Source organism: Paenibacillus sp. FSL R10-2736, assembly GCF_038000245.1.
GTDB classification, from domain to species: domain Bacteria; phylum Bacillota; class Bacilli; order Paenibacillales; family Paenibacillaceae; genus Paenibacillus_AQ; species Paenibacillus_AQ phytohabitans.
This window is the reverse complement of sequence record NZ_JBBOBN010000001.1, coordinates 5753501-5769649: the sequence shown is the minus strand read 5'-3', so window position 1 is coordinate 5769649 and position 16149 is coordinate 5753501. Positions and strand designations below refer to the sequence as shown.

Here is a 16149-nt window from a genome sequence, read left to right as displayed (position 1 = left end):
TAGTCCGCCCGAGGGGAATTGTAGAGATGAGAACTCTCAAATTCGAATCAGGATGAGGACGGAATTCATGAAGCAAACCTCCAGTAAAACCGAAGATGACAAGAAGCTTAAATGGTGGCAGCTCAGTTTATTGGGCATAGCAGGTACTATAGGAACCGGATACTTTTTGGGCTCGGGACTGGCCATCTCCATAGGCGGTCCTGCTGTGCTGCTGGTCTACATTTTGGCGGCTGGCGGAACCTATGTTGTATTTGATGCGCTGGCAAGGATGACGGCAGAACATCCGGAGCAGGGCTCCTTCCGGTCCTATGCCAAGAAAGCATTCGGAAGCTGGGCAGGGTTCGGAAGCGGCTGGGTATATTGGTTCTCGGAGCTGCTGATTATGGGAAGCCAACTTACAGCGTTATCCATCTTCTCGCGTTTTTGGTTTCCGGCCGTACCGATGTGGGTTTTTGCTGCCGGGTTTGCCGCAGTGAGCCTGTTGATTGTGTTTTTCGGGAATAAGGGATTTGACCGGGTTGAAAATATACTGGCTGTCATCAAAGTGGCGGCGATCCTGATGTTTCTTGTGATTGCTGCTGCGCTTCTGGCAGGCTGGATCGGCGGGGGGAAGTTCACACCAAAGGTTCCGCTCGGGGTTAAGGCATTGTTTCCGTCAGGAGGTATCGGACTATGGTCGGCCTTTATTTTTGCTTTTTATGCTTACGGCGGCATTGAGGTGCTGGGGATTATGTCCTACAGGCTCAAGAAACCTGAGGAGGCTCCAAAGGCGGGGAAGGTCATGCTGCTCGGACTGGCTGGGGTGTATGTCCTGTCGATCGGACTTGCGGTGATCATGGTGCCGTTAAGCGCCTTCAACCCGAAGGAAAGTCCTTTTGTTCTCGCACTGAGCAGCGATCATCTGGCCTTTGTGCCGCATTTGTTTAACGGGGTGCTGATCATTGCCGGATTCTCCACGATGACAGCCTCGCTGTATGCCATCACCTCAATGATGATCACTCTTGCGCAGGAAGGCGATGCGCCCAAGTTATTCTCGAAGAAATGGAAGGATAAATATCCGTTCTACGCACTATGTCTGATTGCTGCCGGTCTAATAGGTGCTATCATGATGTCCTTGTGGCTGCCGGGAAAAGTATATGAATACATTACCACGGCTGCGGGCCTCATGATCCTGTATAACTGGTCCTTTATCTTACTCTCAGCCGGCCGGCTGCTTAAGCCCAGTCTTCTCAGCGGAGTGAAACGCTGGACGGGCCTGGTGCTGATTGCGGCTGCTGTAGCAGGGACACTGTTTCATGCGCTCAGCCGTCCGGGCTTCTACATCAGTCTGCTGATTGTTTCACTGATTGCGCTGAGTGACTGGATTGTTCAACACTATCGCGGCAAAAAAGGCGGTACCCATGAATCCCATTCCCTGCAGGGCGGTCCTGAGTTCCGGATCACAGGGATAAGGCTGCGCAAAAACAAGGTTTAATGAAAAAAGAGCAGCCGTGCAGCCTGTACACCAAAATAAAAACCAAAGCCAATCAGCGACAGGCCGGACAGTACGGAGATCACCTGTAATACCCTGACCGTCAGAAACTTACGGAATAGACTGGAGGCGGCCGCCATGGTTACGTCCCAGAGCAGAATCCCGAGGACGATTGCCCCGCTGTAGATCAGCAGCTGCTGCATCGGATAATTACTGGCAGCCTCAGCCAATATCGAGCCGTATATCCCCAGCCAGAACAGGATGGACAGGGGATTGAATAAGGACATCAGAAATCCCGACACATAAGACCTGGACAGTGAGGCATCGCTTCCCCTTAGGCCGGCCACTGAAATGTCTCCTGTATTCTTGATGCTGTCCACCCCTGTATACACGAGGACAAAGAACCCGAACAGCCACAAGAACACTTTCACAAACGGATCGTCCAGCAGGTGAATTAGGCCGAAATAGACAAGCAGCATATAGATAATATCTGCGCTGACCGCCCCCAGGCCAACAGCCCAGGCATGCATGAATCCTCCGCGGAGTCCCTTGTCCAGCTGTGCAGCATTAATGGGCCCCAATGGTGCGGAAAGAGATAATCCCAGAAAGATATAACCTATAAATACGTTAATGTTGTCCTCCCCCTTTATACAGATAGCATATTCTGGCAAAGGTGGATATAGGACAACCAAAAGAGGGCCCGCGAAAGATCGCGGGCCCTCTTTTGGGATGTTGAGTGTAAACAGTTTACACTCTAACAGTTTCAGGTCTTTTAGTTAGAAGAGGCGGTGGAATCAGCCAGCCCTTCTTCTTATTCAAATGCAGAATTTTAACGCCTATGGCTGCTTTGGTAAGGTGGTATTTGGCAAATAAGGCCCCGATATCTTCGCGGATGGATTGTCCCATAGCCTGACTGCATGCTACAAGTCCTGTAGCGGTATCAGCAGCAAGTTTGGCAGCTATTTCAGGATCTGTGAACCGTGCCCCCACAGGGATATCCTCAAGCTTGGCTTCCGGCCGGTCTGGCATTACCGGTGCAGAGGCAAGACCCTGCTCGGTGAGCAGAGTATCGCACTCACTGATTTCCAGCTCTGCCTGATCAATTAATGTTCCTAATATTTTTTTGAGATCGTTATCGCCGGCGTGATACATATAAGCTCTGTAACACGACAATGCTCCCTTGGCTACCATCGAGGCTTGCCAGACCGTGAAGATTTCTCCATAGTGCATCGGTTCTTCTTTGGGGTTACCGCCTAAAATTCCTGTCATAAATAAACTCCTTTATTGTTGGATTTGAACAAGAACTAGCATGCCCGCAAAGAAGATGGATGTTGCAGCATTTTCACCGATACAATCTAAATTCATAATATTGCTACATAATCTCAGCCGGACCTCCCTTTTTTGTTCAATGAACAGCATCAATATCTCCCTGCAAGGTGTATAAATAATGCCGTATGAACCACAATAAGCAGGATGTGATTACAAAGAAGGTGGTTCGCCATGAAAGGTTCAAAAGGAGCATTAATTGCACTTGCTTCCATTCCGTTAATCATGACACTTGGCAATTCCATGCTGTTGCCTATTCTGCCGCAGATCTCCAAAAAGCTTGGTATCAATGCTTTTCAGGTCAGTATGATCATCACGGTGTATGGCCTGATCGCCATCTTGATGATTCCGGTTGCCGGTTATCTGTCAGACCGCTTTGGACGTAAAATCGTTATCCTGCCCAGTCTCATCCTTGCGGCCATAGGCGGAGCTATTTGTGTTGCTGCTGCCTGGTTCTTAACCGGAGTAACTGCCTACTGGGTCATCCTCGGAGGGCGTCTAGTCCAGGGGATTGGAGCCGCAGGAGCCTTTCCGATCGTCCTTCCCTTCGTAGGCGATCTGTTCAAGGATGAGAAAGAGGTTAGTAAAGGATTGGGAATCATTGAAACCTCCAACACCTTCGGCAAAGTATTAAGTCCGATCCTCGGCGCGTATCTCGGTACATTGCTATGGTATGCACCCTTCATCGCGATTCCGGCCTTGTGTCTGATTTCCTTTGCGCTTGTTGTGTTTCTCGTCAAGAAACCAAAGTCAGAGGAGAAGGCCGAAAAGAAAAGCATCGGGCAATTCTTAACCGGCATTAAAGAAATCCTGCATGAAAGGGGCCGCTGGCTGTATGCCATATTTGCGATAGGCGGAATCTGTATGTTCGCAACCTTTGGTGTGCTGTTCTATTTATCGGAGACGCTGGAGTCGGAGTATAATCTGCATGGGGCCTCCAAGGGATTTGTACTGGCCATTCCCCTTGCCCTTCTGTGTCTGGCCTCTTACGGAAGCGGCAAAATCATCGGCAAAAACAAGCTGTTAATGAAATGGCTCGGTTTCGGAGGTATGGCGGTGCTTACAGCAGCTATGCTGATAACAGGCTTTAGCCAGAATATATACTTCATGGTAGGCTTCTTAAGTTTAAGCGGTGTCGGGATTGGTGTGGTTCTGCCCTGCATGGATGCGCTGATCACGGAGGGGATTGAAAAAGAGAACCGTGGTACAATCACCTCCTTATACAGCAGCATGAGATTTATCGGGGTTGCACTGGGCCCGCCGGTCGTGTCACTTCTAATGAACCGGGGACATTGGGTTTTATTCGGTACTATGGCAGCCGTAGGGGCGGCTGGCGGGCTTCTGTCCTTTTTCGCCGTTACTCCAAGCAAAGGAGAGGCTGGAGGCGAGAACAATCTGAAGCAAACCAGCATGAAGCATAAAAAAGCAAATCCGATGCGCCAGCGTGTCCGTTAGAGCGGTTGATATCAAATCTTATCAAATTTCTCCTGTACAAACTTCTCCAGCACCCTGAAATCCTCGGTAACCCGCTTGAAGGGCAAAGCTCCCAGCACCTTATCCCGGTAGTCCTTACGGGCTCCGGCGGACAGGCGGGAATCGAGGATACTGAGCACACCCAGGTCCGTTTCACTGCGGATCAGACGTCCCGTGCCCTGCCTCAACCGGAGTAGCATGTCCGGGACGAATACGTCTTTCAAGGGGGTCTCAGCCAAAGAGGCCTTATATTCATAGACCGGATCGGCAGGGACCGGGAAAGGGAGCCGGACCACAATTAACTGCGATAAATCGGAGCCTGCGATATTTACGCCCTCCCAGAATACCCCCGTACTCAGCAGAACGCCTTTACTGGCCCGGAATTCAGCGATTACCCCATCCTGGGACGAGCCTTCCCTCTGCACATGCAGCGCCCAGTTAAGCTTCTCGGCGCTTAGCTTCTGATGAATGTACTTCATATCCTCTTTGGCCGAGAAAAGCACCAGTGTCCGCCCGTCCGTCAAATTGCAGAGTCTCAGCATCTCCTTGTACGCTGCTTCCAGATAGGCTTCCCGGTTGTTGTGGTTATAGTAGGGAACGTTCCTGGCAATGTACATCAGGGTGTGGTTATCGTAATCAAACGGTGAAGCCTGGCGCTCCATATAATCTCCCCGGTATCCGAGCGACTCTGTCAGATAAGCATATTGTTCCTCCAGCGTATCCCCGGTCTGGCACAGGGTTGCTGACGTTAAGATGACAGAGGTCTTCCCGTTAAACAGGCTGTGTTTCAGGAACTGGCTTATGCCTTTGGGACAGATGCTGACCGTGCTCTCCCCCCGCGTATGGCTTGCCCAGATCAGATAGTTGTCCTCCGCTCCGGCGAGTACAGCAAAGAGGCCGATAAGTCCGTTCATGGCTTCAAAAGCATTGTCAATCTCCCGCTCACGCCGGGAAGTGAGGACGGACAGGCTGAGACTGAACTCTCTCAATACCTGAATTCCCTGCTGCAGCGGGACTCCTGTAATCTCCGATACTTTGATCCGGTCATTGTCCTGCTTGGCTGTGTGCAGCAGATCCGCCTCTACCTGTCTGAAAATATCCCCGGCGCATCTTTTTATGAATTTATATTGTGCCATTAGCTCCTTATCTGCGGATTGCCTGAAAAGAATCTGTAAGGCGTCCTCCAGTATGCGGCAGGTTCCCCGGAAGGTGAATTCGAGCGTTCTTGCATCTCTGACCTTTGCTTCGAGATTATGCGCTTCATCTATTACGATCAGCGCCGGCCGTTCCGCAATTAAGCCCTTGGTTCCCTCCTTCTTCTTAATCAGGTCACGGATAAGCAGGTCCTGATTAACGATGATGAAATCCATGTCGCCGGGGCCGGCATTAATTTTGGCCCTCATCTCGTAGAACGAGCAGGTGCTCCGGTAATGGCATTGCTCAAATTTGCAATCATTCACACAAACTCCGGACCATACCGCGTCACTAACACCGCCCTCAATATCTGCCCGCTCATCGATCCCGTAATTCACAATACGTTCGGCAAGCGCAGACAGGGGGGGAGCAGCAGCATCCGGCTTGATTAGTTCAGCTGCCCTGTACCGGCAGGCATATTGCCCCATACCTTTCCCGACTACGGAGCGGACTGAGGTGAACCCGAGCCGGTTGCCGATGAACCGCAGATCTTTATGGATCTGTTCGGAGAGCTGGATGGAGGAGGTGGCAATAATGACCGGCTGCCGGGAGATCTGGTTAATGAGCAGGCCGGGGATAAGGTAGGCAAAAGACTTGCCGATGCCGACTCCGGCTTCAATCATCGCATTGCGGCTATGTACATAAGCATCCGCGATATCCAGAGACATATCCTGCTGGCCGAGCCTCTCTGTGAGACCGATCCTCGGAAACCGGTCATACATCCGGAAGATGGCATTGACCAGAGCGGGTTCGATGTCCTTTTTCAGCTCCCGCTTCTGTAATTTATAGAGATCATTTAACCAGCTGATAACGACCGCCCCTTTTCTATAATCAATGATGTGCCTGTCCCGAATCTATTTGGGTGAGGTTGTTATTATCATAGATGAAGCGCTAACAGTCAAGGGTTAGAATGTAACAGATTCGTGGAATGCTCCAGTCTCTTTGTCAGACAGTTCTTGAAAACAAAAGGCGCGCCTGCTACTGTTACTGTTATAGAGCGGGAAGGAAGGTTTAAAGATGACAGAACACGCGCAAGTATTCAAACCTGCGGAGACACATGTGAAATTGACCGGCCGGACGCATTACAGCAATGATGTGCTGTGGCTGGCACTCTCCGGCAGCGGTATCGAATTTTCATTCTATGGCACCAAAGCGGAGATTACATTGAAAGCTGATAATATTGCCTTAACCGGTAATAATCTGGCCAGGATTGGCATCTGTGTAAACGGAGTACGGGTCATTGACGACCAGCTGGACACGCTGCTTAGAACGTATACGATATTTGAGAGCGAGACGGAGCAGGAGGTCAGGGTAAAGGTCACCAAGCTGTCTGAGGCGGCAATGTCAACGGCAGGGATTCAGGAGATTGCTGTCCATGCAGCGGATGGAATCAAACCGGCTCCGGCAAAAGTACATAAGATCGAATTCATCGGCGATTCCATTACCTGCGGCTACGGCGTGGATGATGAGGACGGGCTGCATTCCTTCTCCACAGCTACAGAAGATGTCACCAAAAGCTATGCTTATCTGACGGCCCGCCATCTTGATGCGGACTATAGTATGGTTTCGTATAGCGGCTATGGCATTATTACAGGATACACAGAAACCGATCAACGGCTGCTGACACATCTTCTCCCGGATTATTATGAACGGGTAGGCAAGTCCGAGGGTAAATTTGACGGCGTTCTGCTGCCCCAGGATATTCGTTGGGATTTCAACAGGTTTGTGCCCGATCTGATTGTCATCAATCTCGGAACGAATGATGATTCCTACACCAGAGACGATACCGGCAAGCAGACGGAATATGCCGGGGAGTATGCTGAATTCCTCAAAATGGTCAGACGCAATAACCCCCGCACACCCATTCTGTGCACGCTGGGCATCATGGGAGACAGATTGTATCCTTATGTCGAACAGGCAGTGAAGGGATATATGCAAGAAACAGGAGACAGCAATATTTCTGCCATGAAATTTGACGTGCAGGAGGCAGCGGATGGATACGCCTCCGACTCCCATCCTTCCCAAGCTACGCACAGTAAAGCTGCCCGGAAGCTGACGGCTCATATCAAGGGGCTTATGGATTGGTGATACAGGGAAGCATGATTGGGCAGAATAATATCTGCTCTGAATATTGCCTAAAGGAAGAAAGCGGCCCGTCTCCGGACGATCGCTTTTTTTGTTTTTCCTACACTGGTGAATACATAGAGAACAATGGGAAAGCTATAAGGGTAAAGGGAGTTTCGTTATTTGAAATTATGGGTATATAAGCTATATTTTCGAAATATAAACGTCAGCAAGCCACAAGTCGGAAAGTGAGGGTCCTCATGGATTTCCCAGTCAACATCCTTCTCGTAGACGATCACCCCGAAAACTTGCTTGCCATTGAGGCTGTTCTAAGCGGAGAACCATATCATCTGTTTCGGGCATATTCCGGGGTAGAGGCTTTGCGCTGTTTATTGGAAGAAGAATTTGCCGTCATCGTCATGGATGTGCAAATGCCGGGAATGGACGGGCTGGAGACGGCACGCCTCATCCGGACCCGGGAGAAAAACAATTACGTGCCTATCATCTTTATGACAGCGACCAGTAATACAATGGAGGATATCTTCGCAGGCTATTCGGTCGGTGCAATGGATTATATGACGAAGCCCTTCGTCCCGCAGCTGTTCAAATCCAAAATCGAGGGCTATGTCAGTATGTATGAAGCTAACAAAACCCTGCAGATCCAAAGCGACATGCTCAAGCAACAAGCGAAGCAGATGGAGAAAACGAATCAGGAGCTCAGAGAGGCTAAGGAAGCGGCGGAAATCGCATCCCGTGTGAAATCGGAATTTCTGGCCATGATGAGCCATGAGATCCGGACTCCGCTGAATGGGATCATAGGCATGTCTGATCTGCTGCTCACCTCCGATTTGCCGGAAGAATACGCTGAGATGGCAGGAATTATCCACACGAGCAGCAATGCACTGCTTTCGGTCATCAATCCTATTCTCGATTATTCCAAAATTGAATCCGGAAAGATGGAAGTGGAAGAGGCGCCGTTCTCCCTTCAGGACTGCCTGGCTGAAACGATAGATTTGTTCACAGCCAAAACCAGGGAGCGGAAACTGGAGATGGCTGTGACCGTAGATCCTTCGGTTCCGCCTTATATAACGGGTGATATGACCCGCCTCCGTCAGGTATTGAATAATCTGGTGGGCAATGCAGTGAAATTCACCCATGAAGGCAGTATATACATAATGGTTAACAAGCTGTCCGAAGAGGCGAATACGCTTACGCTTGAATTTACAATTAAAGATACGGGCATCGGAATTCCCCCGGATAAGATAAACGAGCTGTTCCAGCCCTTCTCCCAGCTGGATGCCTCTACAACACGCAGGTTCGGAGGCACAGGGCTTGGATTATCGATCAGCAAATCTTTAGTTGAATTAATGGGCGGCAGCATCCGGGTAGAACCGTCGAATGAACCTGGCGCCACCTTTGTTTTTACAATTGCAGTCAAACAATTCCAAGTAAATAATGCATAAGGGGCAGGGTTGATACTATGAGCGATCAGAACCAAAGCAAAGAGATAAGCGGGGATCAGATTGATGCCGGCGAATTGCTCAACGCCTTAATGGCGATGAAGAAAGGAAACTTCTCCCACAGAATGCCCTATGACCGCACGGGAATAGCCGGTAAGGTAGCGGATACCTTCAACGAGATCATGGATATTCAGGAGAGTCTGGTGAATGAAGTCCAGACAGTAGCCAGGGTGGTCGGTAAAGAAGGTAATCTGTCGCGCAGATTCGTGCAGAAGAATCTGGGCGGCTCCTGGGAGACCATTACCGATTCGCTGAACGGGATGGTTATTGACTTAATTCAACCGACCAGCGAGATGGTCCGGGTGATTAACGCCGTAGCCAAAGGCGATCTGTCCCAGAAGGTGGAGCTGGAGATCGAAGGGCGGCCGCTCACTGGTGAATTCCAGCGGACGGCAAGCAATATTAACATGATGGTGAATCAGCTCAGCACATTTGCCTCCGAGGTTACCCGGGTAGCACGCGAGGTTGGTACGGAAGGGATTCTGGGCGGCCAGGCAGATGTCAAAGGAGTATCGGGAACCTGGAAAGACTTAACTGACAGCGTGAATTACATGGCGACTAACCTTACGGATCAGGTACGTAATATCGCGGCGGTAACGACTGCTGTGGCGAACGGTGATCTGTCAAAGCAAATTACAGTAAATGCACGGGGAGAAATCCTTGAGCTCAAAAATACGATCAACACCATGGTGGATCAGCTCTCCATGTTCTCTTCCGAGGTTACTCGTGTAGCGCGTGAGGTTGGTACGGAGGGCAAGCTGGGCGGGCAGGCAGACGTGAAGGATGTATCGGGTACATGGCGCGATCTAACCGAAAGCGTAAACTACATGGCCTCTAACCTGACCAACCAGGTGCGTAACATCGCGGTTGTGACCACTGCGGTCGCAAACGGCGATCTGTCGAAGAAGATTACTGCCGATGTCCAGGGCGAAATTCTGGAGCTCAAGAACACCATCAACACGATGGTGGATCAGCTGTCGACCTTCGCTTCCGAGGTTACCCGGATGGCGCGTGAGGTCGGTACGGAAGGGATCCTTGGCGGACAGGCAGATGTCAAAGGCGTATCCGGCACCTGGCGGGATTTGACGGAAAGCGTAAATTACATGGCCTCGAACTTAACCAATCAGGTGCGTAACATTGCTGAAGTAACAACCGCTGTCGCTAAGGGCGACTTATCCAAGACGATAACTGTCGATGCGAAAGGCGAAATTCTCCAGTTGAAGAGCACCATCAATATTATGGTGGATCAGCTCAGCAACTTCGCCTCTGAGGTGACACGGGTGGCGCGGGAGGTCTCCACGGAAGGAATTCTCGGCGGTCAGGCGGATGTGAAGGGCGTATCCGGCACCTGGAAGGATTTAACGGACAGCGTTAACTTTATGGCGGGTACCCTGACCGATCAGGTGCGTAATATCGCTGAAGTGACGACGGCGGTGGCCAAGGGCGACCTGTCCAAGCAGATCACGGTAAATGCGACCGGAGAAATCCTTGAGCTCAAGAACACAATTAACACCATGGTGGAGCAGCTCTCTACCTTCGCTTCCGAGGTTACCCGTGTGGCGCGCGAGGTGGGTACCGAGGGCATGCTGGGCGGACAGGCCCAGGTTAAGGGCGTTGCCGGGACTTGGCGGGATTTGACCGAGAGTGTAAACTATATGGCCTCGAACCTGACCAATCAGGTGCGTAACATTGCTGTTGTAACGACGGCAGTAGCGAACGGAGATCTGTCCAAGAAAATCACTGCCGATGTACAGGGCGAAATCCTGGAGCTCAAAAATACCATCAATACAATGGTGGACCAGCTCTCGATGTTCTCCTCCGAGGTGACGCGTGTGGCCCGCGAGGTAGGTACAGACGGCAAACTGGGCGGACAGGCGCAGGTGAAGGGCGTCGGCGGAACCTGGAAAGACTTGACCGAGGGCGTAAATAATATGGCCCGGAATCTGACGGACCAGGTGCGGAATATTGCGGACGTTACGACGGCGGTAGCCAAAGGGGATCTGTCCAAGAAGATTACCGTAGATGTCAAAGGTGAAATTCTGGAGCTGAAGAATACGATCAACACCATGGTGGACCAGCTCTCCATCTTCGCCTCCGAGGTTACTCGTGTAGCGCGCGAGGTCGGCACGGATGGCAAACTCGGCGCGCAGGCAGAAGTTAAGGATGTTTCCGGTACCTGGAAGGATCTGACCGATACGGTCAACTACATGGCCAGTAATCTGACCATTCAGATGCGCAACATTGCCGGTGTTACGACAGCGGTAGCGAACGGCGATCTGTCCAAGAAGATTACGGTAGACGTTAAAGGCGAACTGCTTGAGCTGAAGAACACGATTAATACGATGGTGGACCAGCTGAATTCGTTCGCTTCCGAGGTTACGCGTGTGGCGCGCGAGGTCGGTACAGACGGTAAGCTGGGCGGACAAGCCCAGGTGCGCGGCGTCGGGGGGATCTGGAAGGATCTGACCGACAACGTTAACATTATGGCGACCAATCTGACGGATCAGGTGCGCGGGATCGCCAAGGTTGTGACTGCCGTTGCGAACGGTAATCTGAAGCAGAAGCTGACCGTGGAAGCCAAAGGTGAAATCGCCGAGCTGACCGATACCATCAATAATATGATCGAGACACTGGCGACCTTCGCCGACCAGGTGACCACGGTGGCGCGGGAGGTAGGCGCCGAAGGGAAGCTGGGCGGACAAGCCAGTGTGCCTGGAGCAGCAGGAACGTGGCGTGACCTGACCGACAACGTTAACTACATGGCGAGTACGCTTACCACGCAGGTGCGGGCCATTACGAATGTTGCCACGGCGGTAACGAACGGCGATCTGTCACGGGCCATCGACGTATCCGCCTCCGGGGAAGTCGCGACACTCAAAGATAATATTAACGAAATGATCCGGAACCTGAAGGAGACGACCCGGATTAATACAGAGCAGGATTGGCTCAAAACCAACCTGGCCAAATTCTCACGGATGCTGCAAGGGCAAAGAGATCTGTATGCGGTGAGCCGTATGATCCTGTCCGAGCTGGCTCCGCTTGTATCTATGCAGCATGGGGTCTTCTACATCAATGAGCCTTCTAACGGTGAAGCGGTTCTGAAGCTGTTCGCCAGCTATGCTTATCAGAGCCGCAAGCATCTGGCGAATGAATTCCGGGCCGGGCAAGGGCTGGTCGGCCAGTGTCTGATTGAGAAGCAGCGAATCCTGCTTACCAACGTGCCGGGTGATTATGTTGTGATCTCGTCCGCATTGGGAGAAGCTACCCCGCTTAATATTATTTTGCTGCCGATTATTTTCGAAGATCAGGTGCTGGCGATACTGGAGCTGGCCACCTTCCGCCCTTATAGTGATATCGACATCGCCTTCCTGGATCAGCTTACAGAATCCATCGGCATTGTGATCAACACCATGCAGGCGAACCAGCGTACGGAGGAATTGCTGATCCAATCACAGTCGCTCACCGAGGAGCTCCAGAAGCAGCAGATGGAGCTGCGGAGTACGAATGACGAGCTTGAGGATAAAGCGAAGCTGCTGGTGCTGCAGAAGGCGGAAGTGGAGAGCAAGAATCATGAGGTAGAGGTAGCCAAGCGTTATCTGGAGGAGAAAGCGGAACAGCTTGCGCTCACGTCCAAGTACAAATCCGAGTTTCTGGCCAACATGTCGCATGAGCTGCGAACCCCGCTGAATTCCCTGCTGCTCCTGGCAGAACAGCTGGCCGAGAACCCGGATGAGAATCTTCATGAGATTCAGGTGAAGTTCGCGAAGACCATTCAGGACTCCGGACTTGAATTGCTTAACCTTATCAACGATATTCTGGATCTGTCCAAAATCGAATCGGGCACGATTACGCCGGATTACAGCGAGGTTTCTCTGGCAGAGCTGACAGACGGGCTGGACCGTACCTTCCGCCATATGGTGGATGCCAAGAAGCTGGACTACCGGATCATCATTGATTCCGGCGTGCCGGCCAGAATAGCAACGGATTTCAAGCGGATTCAGCAAATTCTGAAGAACCTGCTGTCCAACGCCTTTAAGTTCACGGAGCAAGGGCAGATCATGCTGCAGATCCGGAAAGCAGGCGAGGGCTGGCATCCGGAGAATGAATCGCTGACGCGGGCCAAAACGGTGATCTGCTTCTCAGTAAGCGACACGGGAATCGGTATCCCGCCTGAGAAACAGCAGATTATCTTCGAAGCCTTCCAGCAGGCAGATGGCAGCACGAACCGGGAATACGGCGGGACAGGCCTGGGTCTTGCCATATCCCGCGAGATCGCCGAGATGTTAGGCGGAGAAATCACCCTGTACAGTGAAGCGGGCAAAGGAAGCGTCTTTAATCTGTACCTGCCTACTGAAGCGGAATTCACCGAACCGGAGATCCCCAAGGCACATGTTCCGGAGGTGATCGATATCACCCCATCCAAACGCAGAAGTACTCTGGCTAAGCTGGCAGATGACACGTTCCTTGATGACCGGGATCAGATCGAGCCGGGAGACCGTGTCTTCCTGATAATTGAGGATGACCAGAAGTTCAATGAAATTATGCTGGATCTGCTCCATAAAAAAGGAATCAAAGCCGTGATTACATCCAGCGGCTATGATGTGCTGGAGCTTGTTCATAAGTACCAGCCGATTGCTATAACACTCGATCTGCATCTTGGCGGAGACGCCGACGGCTGGCTGGTACTCGAGCAGCTGAAGAACGATATTGAGGTGCGGCATATTCCGGTTTGTGTGATGACGGTCGATGAGGATGAGGTACTGCTGTTACAGCGGGGCGCTCATGATTACTTCCGCAAACCGGTGACCAATGAAGAGCTGGAGAACGCGCTCGACCGTCTGAACCAGTTTGCGGATAAGAAGACCAGAAATCTGCTGGTGGCGGTCCAGAATGAGGAAGAGCGCAAGCAAATCATTGAGCTGTTAAGCAACCCTGATATCAGTCTCACGGCAGTGGACACGGCACGCAAAGCGTTGAACCAGATGAATACCAAAGAATTCGATTGTGTGGTACTGGACAGCGGCCTGCCGGAGATGAATCTCATCCGGTTTATCCGGGATATGTACAAGAACGCGAAGAACAAAAAGGTTCCCGTCCTGGTTCACATGAGCAAGAAGCTGACACCGGCGGAAGAAAGCGAGTGGGATGAGCTGGTCAAAATGGCGGTGCTCAAAGAGGTGAAATCGAATCTCCAGCTGATCGATGAAACGACCCTCTTCCTGCACCGCAAGGCGGAGAACCTGCCGTCCGGTTCAAAGGATAAGCTGGTTAAGCTGCATCACTCGGATGAAATGATTGAGTCCAAAAAAGTGCTTGTAGTGGATGATGATATCCGGAACATCTTCGCACTCACTTCCATTCTGGAACGTCATCAGATGAAGGTCATCCCTGCGGAGAACGGGCAGGATGCCATCACTCTTCTGGAACAGACACCAGACATCGAAATTGTCCTGATGGATATCATGATGCCGGGGATGGACGGCTATGAAACGACCCGTGCCATCCGGCTCAAGCCGGAATTCAAGGACCTCCCCATTCTTGCGCTGACGGCGAAAGCGATGAAGGGAGACCGGGAGCTGTGCCTCGAAGCAGGCTGCTCGGATTACATTACCAAACCGGTCAACAGTGCACAGCTGTTATCTATGATGCGTACATGGCTGGATAACGGTAACTAAGATTTATAAAAAAGGAGCCGACCCCAAAGCCGTGAAAAGGCTGCTTGGGTCAGGCTCCTGTTTTATTAAAATGATTCATGGGAAGGTTCAAGCCGCAGGCAGGATGATCTTTCGATAAACAGCGTATCGACCTTGACCTTGGTGGTGACTGCAGACGGCCTTTGAATGGCAGCGGTTAACAAATCAACAGCCCATGCAGCCATCCGTTCTTTCTCTACATGAACAGTAGTCAGCTCAGGTGTCACGATAAGAGCTTCGTTGATATTATCAAATCCGATGACAGACACATCATCCGGAATCGAGAAGCCCAGTTCGCTGAGCGCCTTCATGGCGCTGATGGCAATATAATCACATTCACAGAAGAAGGCTGTGGGGAAGGGCTGTCCGCTCTCCTTTAAGTGCTGCAGCTTGTCCCGTAACGGCTCCTGGGAGGAGAACATGGTTGGGGGCACCGCCAGAATGTTGCTCCGGGATATCTCCACATGATATTCAGCCATTGCAGACATGAATCCCCGTTGCCGCTCATCAAAGTTATGTATCCGTTCCTCGGAAGCGATATAACCTATTCTCTGATGGCCCCGCTCTGCCAGATAGGTCCCCGCCTGATAAGCCCCCATGTAATTATTGATCTCTACAAAATGGACAGGGAGCGCATCGAAGCAAGTGTCCAGGACGACCAGGTGTGGCAGCTTGTCCGCAATATCGGCAATTCTGGAGGCCCCTAAATTGGTGCCCAGAAGAATAACTCCGCTGGTCCGTTCCTCCATAATCGTCCGGATTCCCTCCGCATAGTGCTTCTCTTCGATCGCTGAGAAGATCAGGCTGTAACCGCCCATACGGCAGCGCTCTTCAATATAATGAATGAGTTCCCGGAAAAAAGGCTGCTGATAATATTGCTCATGGACAAGTCCGGCATTGGTGAACACCAGGAACCTCAAGGATCTGCCGTTCGGATCTGCGTGCGCCGCCCGTCCTTTACCTGTATATCCTAATTCTTTGGCCAGGCGGAGAATACGCTCACGTGTATCCTGTGAAACCCCCGGTTTCCCGTTCAGTGCCAGAGAGACGGCTCCTTTGGAGACCCCGGCCAATTTAGCAAGCTCCTCCATATTCAATGGATATTCCTCCATTCCCAACATGTTCAGTACGTTTAGTGTAAGGGAAGATATTAAATATAGCAATTGGACAGATTTCTTATGGGAACGACAAGGTGAGGTGTTAGAAATCTCGACAGGTTATGCGTTTTGTTTAGTGATGTTTAGTTAAGGTTACTCCTGATTTAGCATTAATTTGCAGTGGGAAATAAGGTTGTTGACGAAGTTTACTTGCGTAGTGTAGGATTGGTTTATATAAACAATATTGATTTATATACATATTGTTTAGTTATTGTTTAGTTGGTGTTGGTTAGTTATTTGCTTGTTATTTA

At 51.1% G+C, this 16149-nt stretch carries 9 protein-coding genes; 5 read left to right on the top strand and 4 right to left on the bottom strand.

Annotated features, from left to right (window positions below):
- Nucleotides 1–67 precede the first annotated feature (67 nt).
- Nucleotides 68–1474 (top strand): amino acid permease, encoded by a 1407-nt coding sequence (locus tag NSQ73_RS24600; protein WP_340988528.1) that lies wholly within the window; start codon nucleotides 68–70, stop codon nucleotides 1472–1474.
- Here NSQ73_RS24600 and NSQ73_RS24595 read toward each other — a convergent pair.
- Nucleotides 1471–2103, bottom strand: a complete 633-nt coding sequence (locus tag NSQ73_RS24595; protein WP_340989396.1) for a LysE family transporter — start codon at nucleotides 2101–2103, stop codon at nucleotides 1471–1473. The genes NSQ73_RS24600 and NSQ73_RS24595 overlap by 4 nt on opposite strands.
- Before the next feature lie 115 nt (nucleotides 2104–2218).
- Complete coding sequence (locus NSQ73_RS24590; RefSeq protein WP_340988527.1) at nucleotides 2219–2740, bottom strand: DUF3231 family protein; 522 nt, start codon at nucleotides 2738–2740, stop codon at nucleotides 2219–2221.
- Nucleotides 2741–2971: 231 nt separating this feature from the next.
- Here NSQ73_RS24590 and NSQ73_RS24585 point away from each other — a divergent pair, with 231 nt between their 5' ends.
- Nucleotides 2972–4252 (top strand): MFS transporter, encoded by a 1281-nt coding sequence (locus tag NSQ73_RS24585; protein WP_042134647.1) that lies wholly within the window; start codon nucleotides 2972–2974, stop codon nucleotides 4250–4252.
- Between the two features lie 11 nt (nucleotides 4253–4263).
- Here the strand turns inward: NSQ73_RS24585 and NSQ73_RS24580 are convergent, their stop codons facing one another.
- Nucleotides 4264–6132: an ATP-dependent DNA helicase gene (locus NSQ73_RS24580; RefSeq protein ID WP_340988526.1), complete on the bottom strand. Its 1869-nt coding sequence runs from the start codon at nucleotides 6130–6132 to the stop codon at nucleotides 4264–4266.
- Nucleotides 6133–6481: 349 nt separating this feature from the next.
- On the opposite strand from NSQ73_RS24580, the gene NSQ73_RS24575 reads away from it, so the two are divergent.
- From NSQ73_RS24575 to NSQ73_RS24565, 3 genes are all read left to right on the top strand, one after another.
- On the top strand, nucleotides 6482–7552 hold the full coding sequence (locus NSQ73_RS24575; RefSeq protein WP_340988525.1) for an SGNH/GDSL hydrolase family protein: 1071 nt from the start codon (nucleotides 6482–6484) through the stop codon (nucleotides 7550–7552).
- 236 nt (nucleotides 7553–7788) lie between these two features.
- Nucleotides 7789–8991 (top strand): ATP-binding protein, encoded by a 1203-nt coding sequence (locus NSQ73_RS24570; RefSeq protein ID WP_340988524.1) that lies wholly within the window; start codon nucleotides 7789–7791, stop codon nucleotides 8989–8991.
- Between the two features lie 17 nt (nucleotides 8992–9008).
- The gene (locus tag NSQ73_RS24565) at nucleotides 9009–14723 is read left to right on the top strand and encodes a HAMP domain-containing protein (protein WP_340988523.1); all 5715 of its coding nucleotides are present in this window, start codon (nucleotides 9009–9011) and stop codon (nucleotides 14721–14723) included.
- 65 nt (nucleotides 14724–14788) lie between these two features.
- Here the strand turns inward: NSQ73_RS24565 and NSQ73_RS24560 are convergent, their stop codons facing one another.
- The gene (locus tag NSQ73_RS24560; protein WP_179093409.1) at nucleotides 14789–15838 is read right to left on the bottom strand and encodes a LacI family DNA-binding transcriptional regulator; all 1050 of its coding nucleotides are present in this window, start codon (nucleotides 15836–15838) and stop codon (nucleotides 14789–14791) included.
- Between the last annotated feature and the right edge of the window lie 311 nt (nucleotides 15839–16149).

Bases quoted from the DNA above. Each gene is read 5' to 3' on its own strand.
- NSQ73_RS24600 (WP_340988528.1), top strand. From the start codon at position 68: ATGAAGCAAACCTCCAGTAAAACCGAAGATGACAAGAAGCTTAAATGG.
- NSQ73_RS24590 (WP_340988527.1), bottom strand. From the start codon at position 2,740: ATGACAGGAATTTTAGGCGGTAACCCCAAAGAAGAACCGATGCACTAT.
- NSQ73_RS24585 (WP_042134647.1), top strand. From the start codon at position 2,972: ATGAAAGGTTCAAAAGGAGCATTAATTGCACTTGCTTCCATTCCGTTA.
- NSQ73_RS24580 (WP_340988526.1), bottom strand. From the start codon at position 6,132: ATGTCTCTGGATATCGCGGATGCTTATGTACATAGCCGCAATGCGATG.
- NSQ73_RS24575 (WP_340988525.1), top strand. From the start codon at position 6,482: ATGACAGAACACGCGCAAGTATTCAAACCTGCGGAGACACATGTGAAA.
- NSQ73_RS24570 (WP_340988524.1), top strand. From the start codon at position 7,789: ATGGATTTCCCAGTCAACATCCTTCTCGTAGACGATCACCCCGAAAAC.
- NSQ73_RS24565 (WP_340988523.1), top strand. From the start codon at position 9,009: ATGAGCGATCAGAACCAAAGCAAAGAGATAAGCGGGGATCAGATTGAT.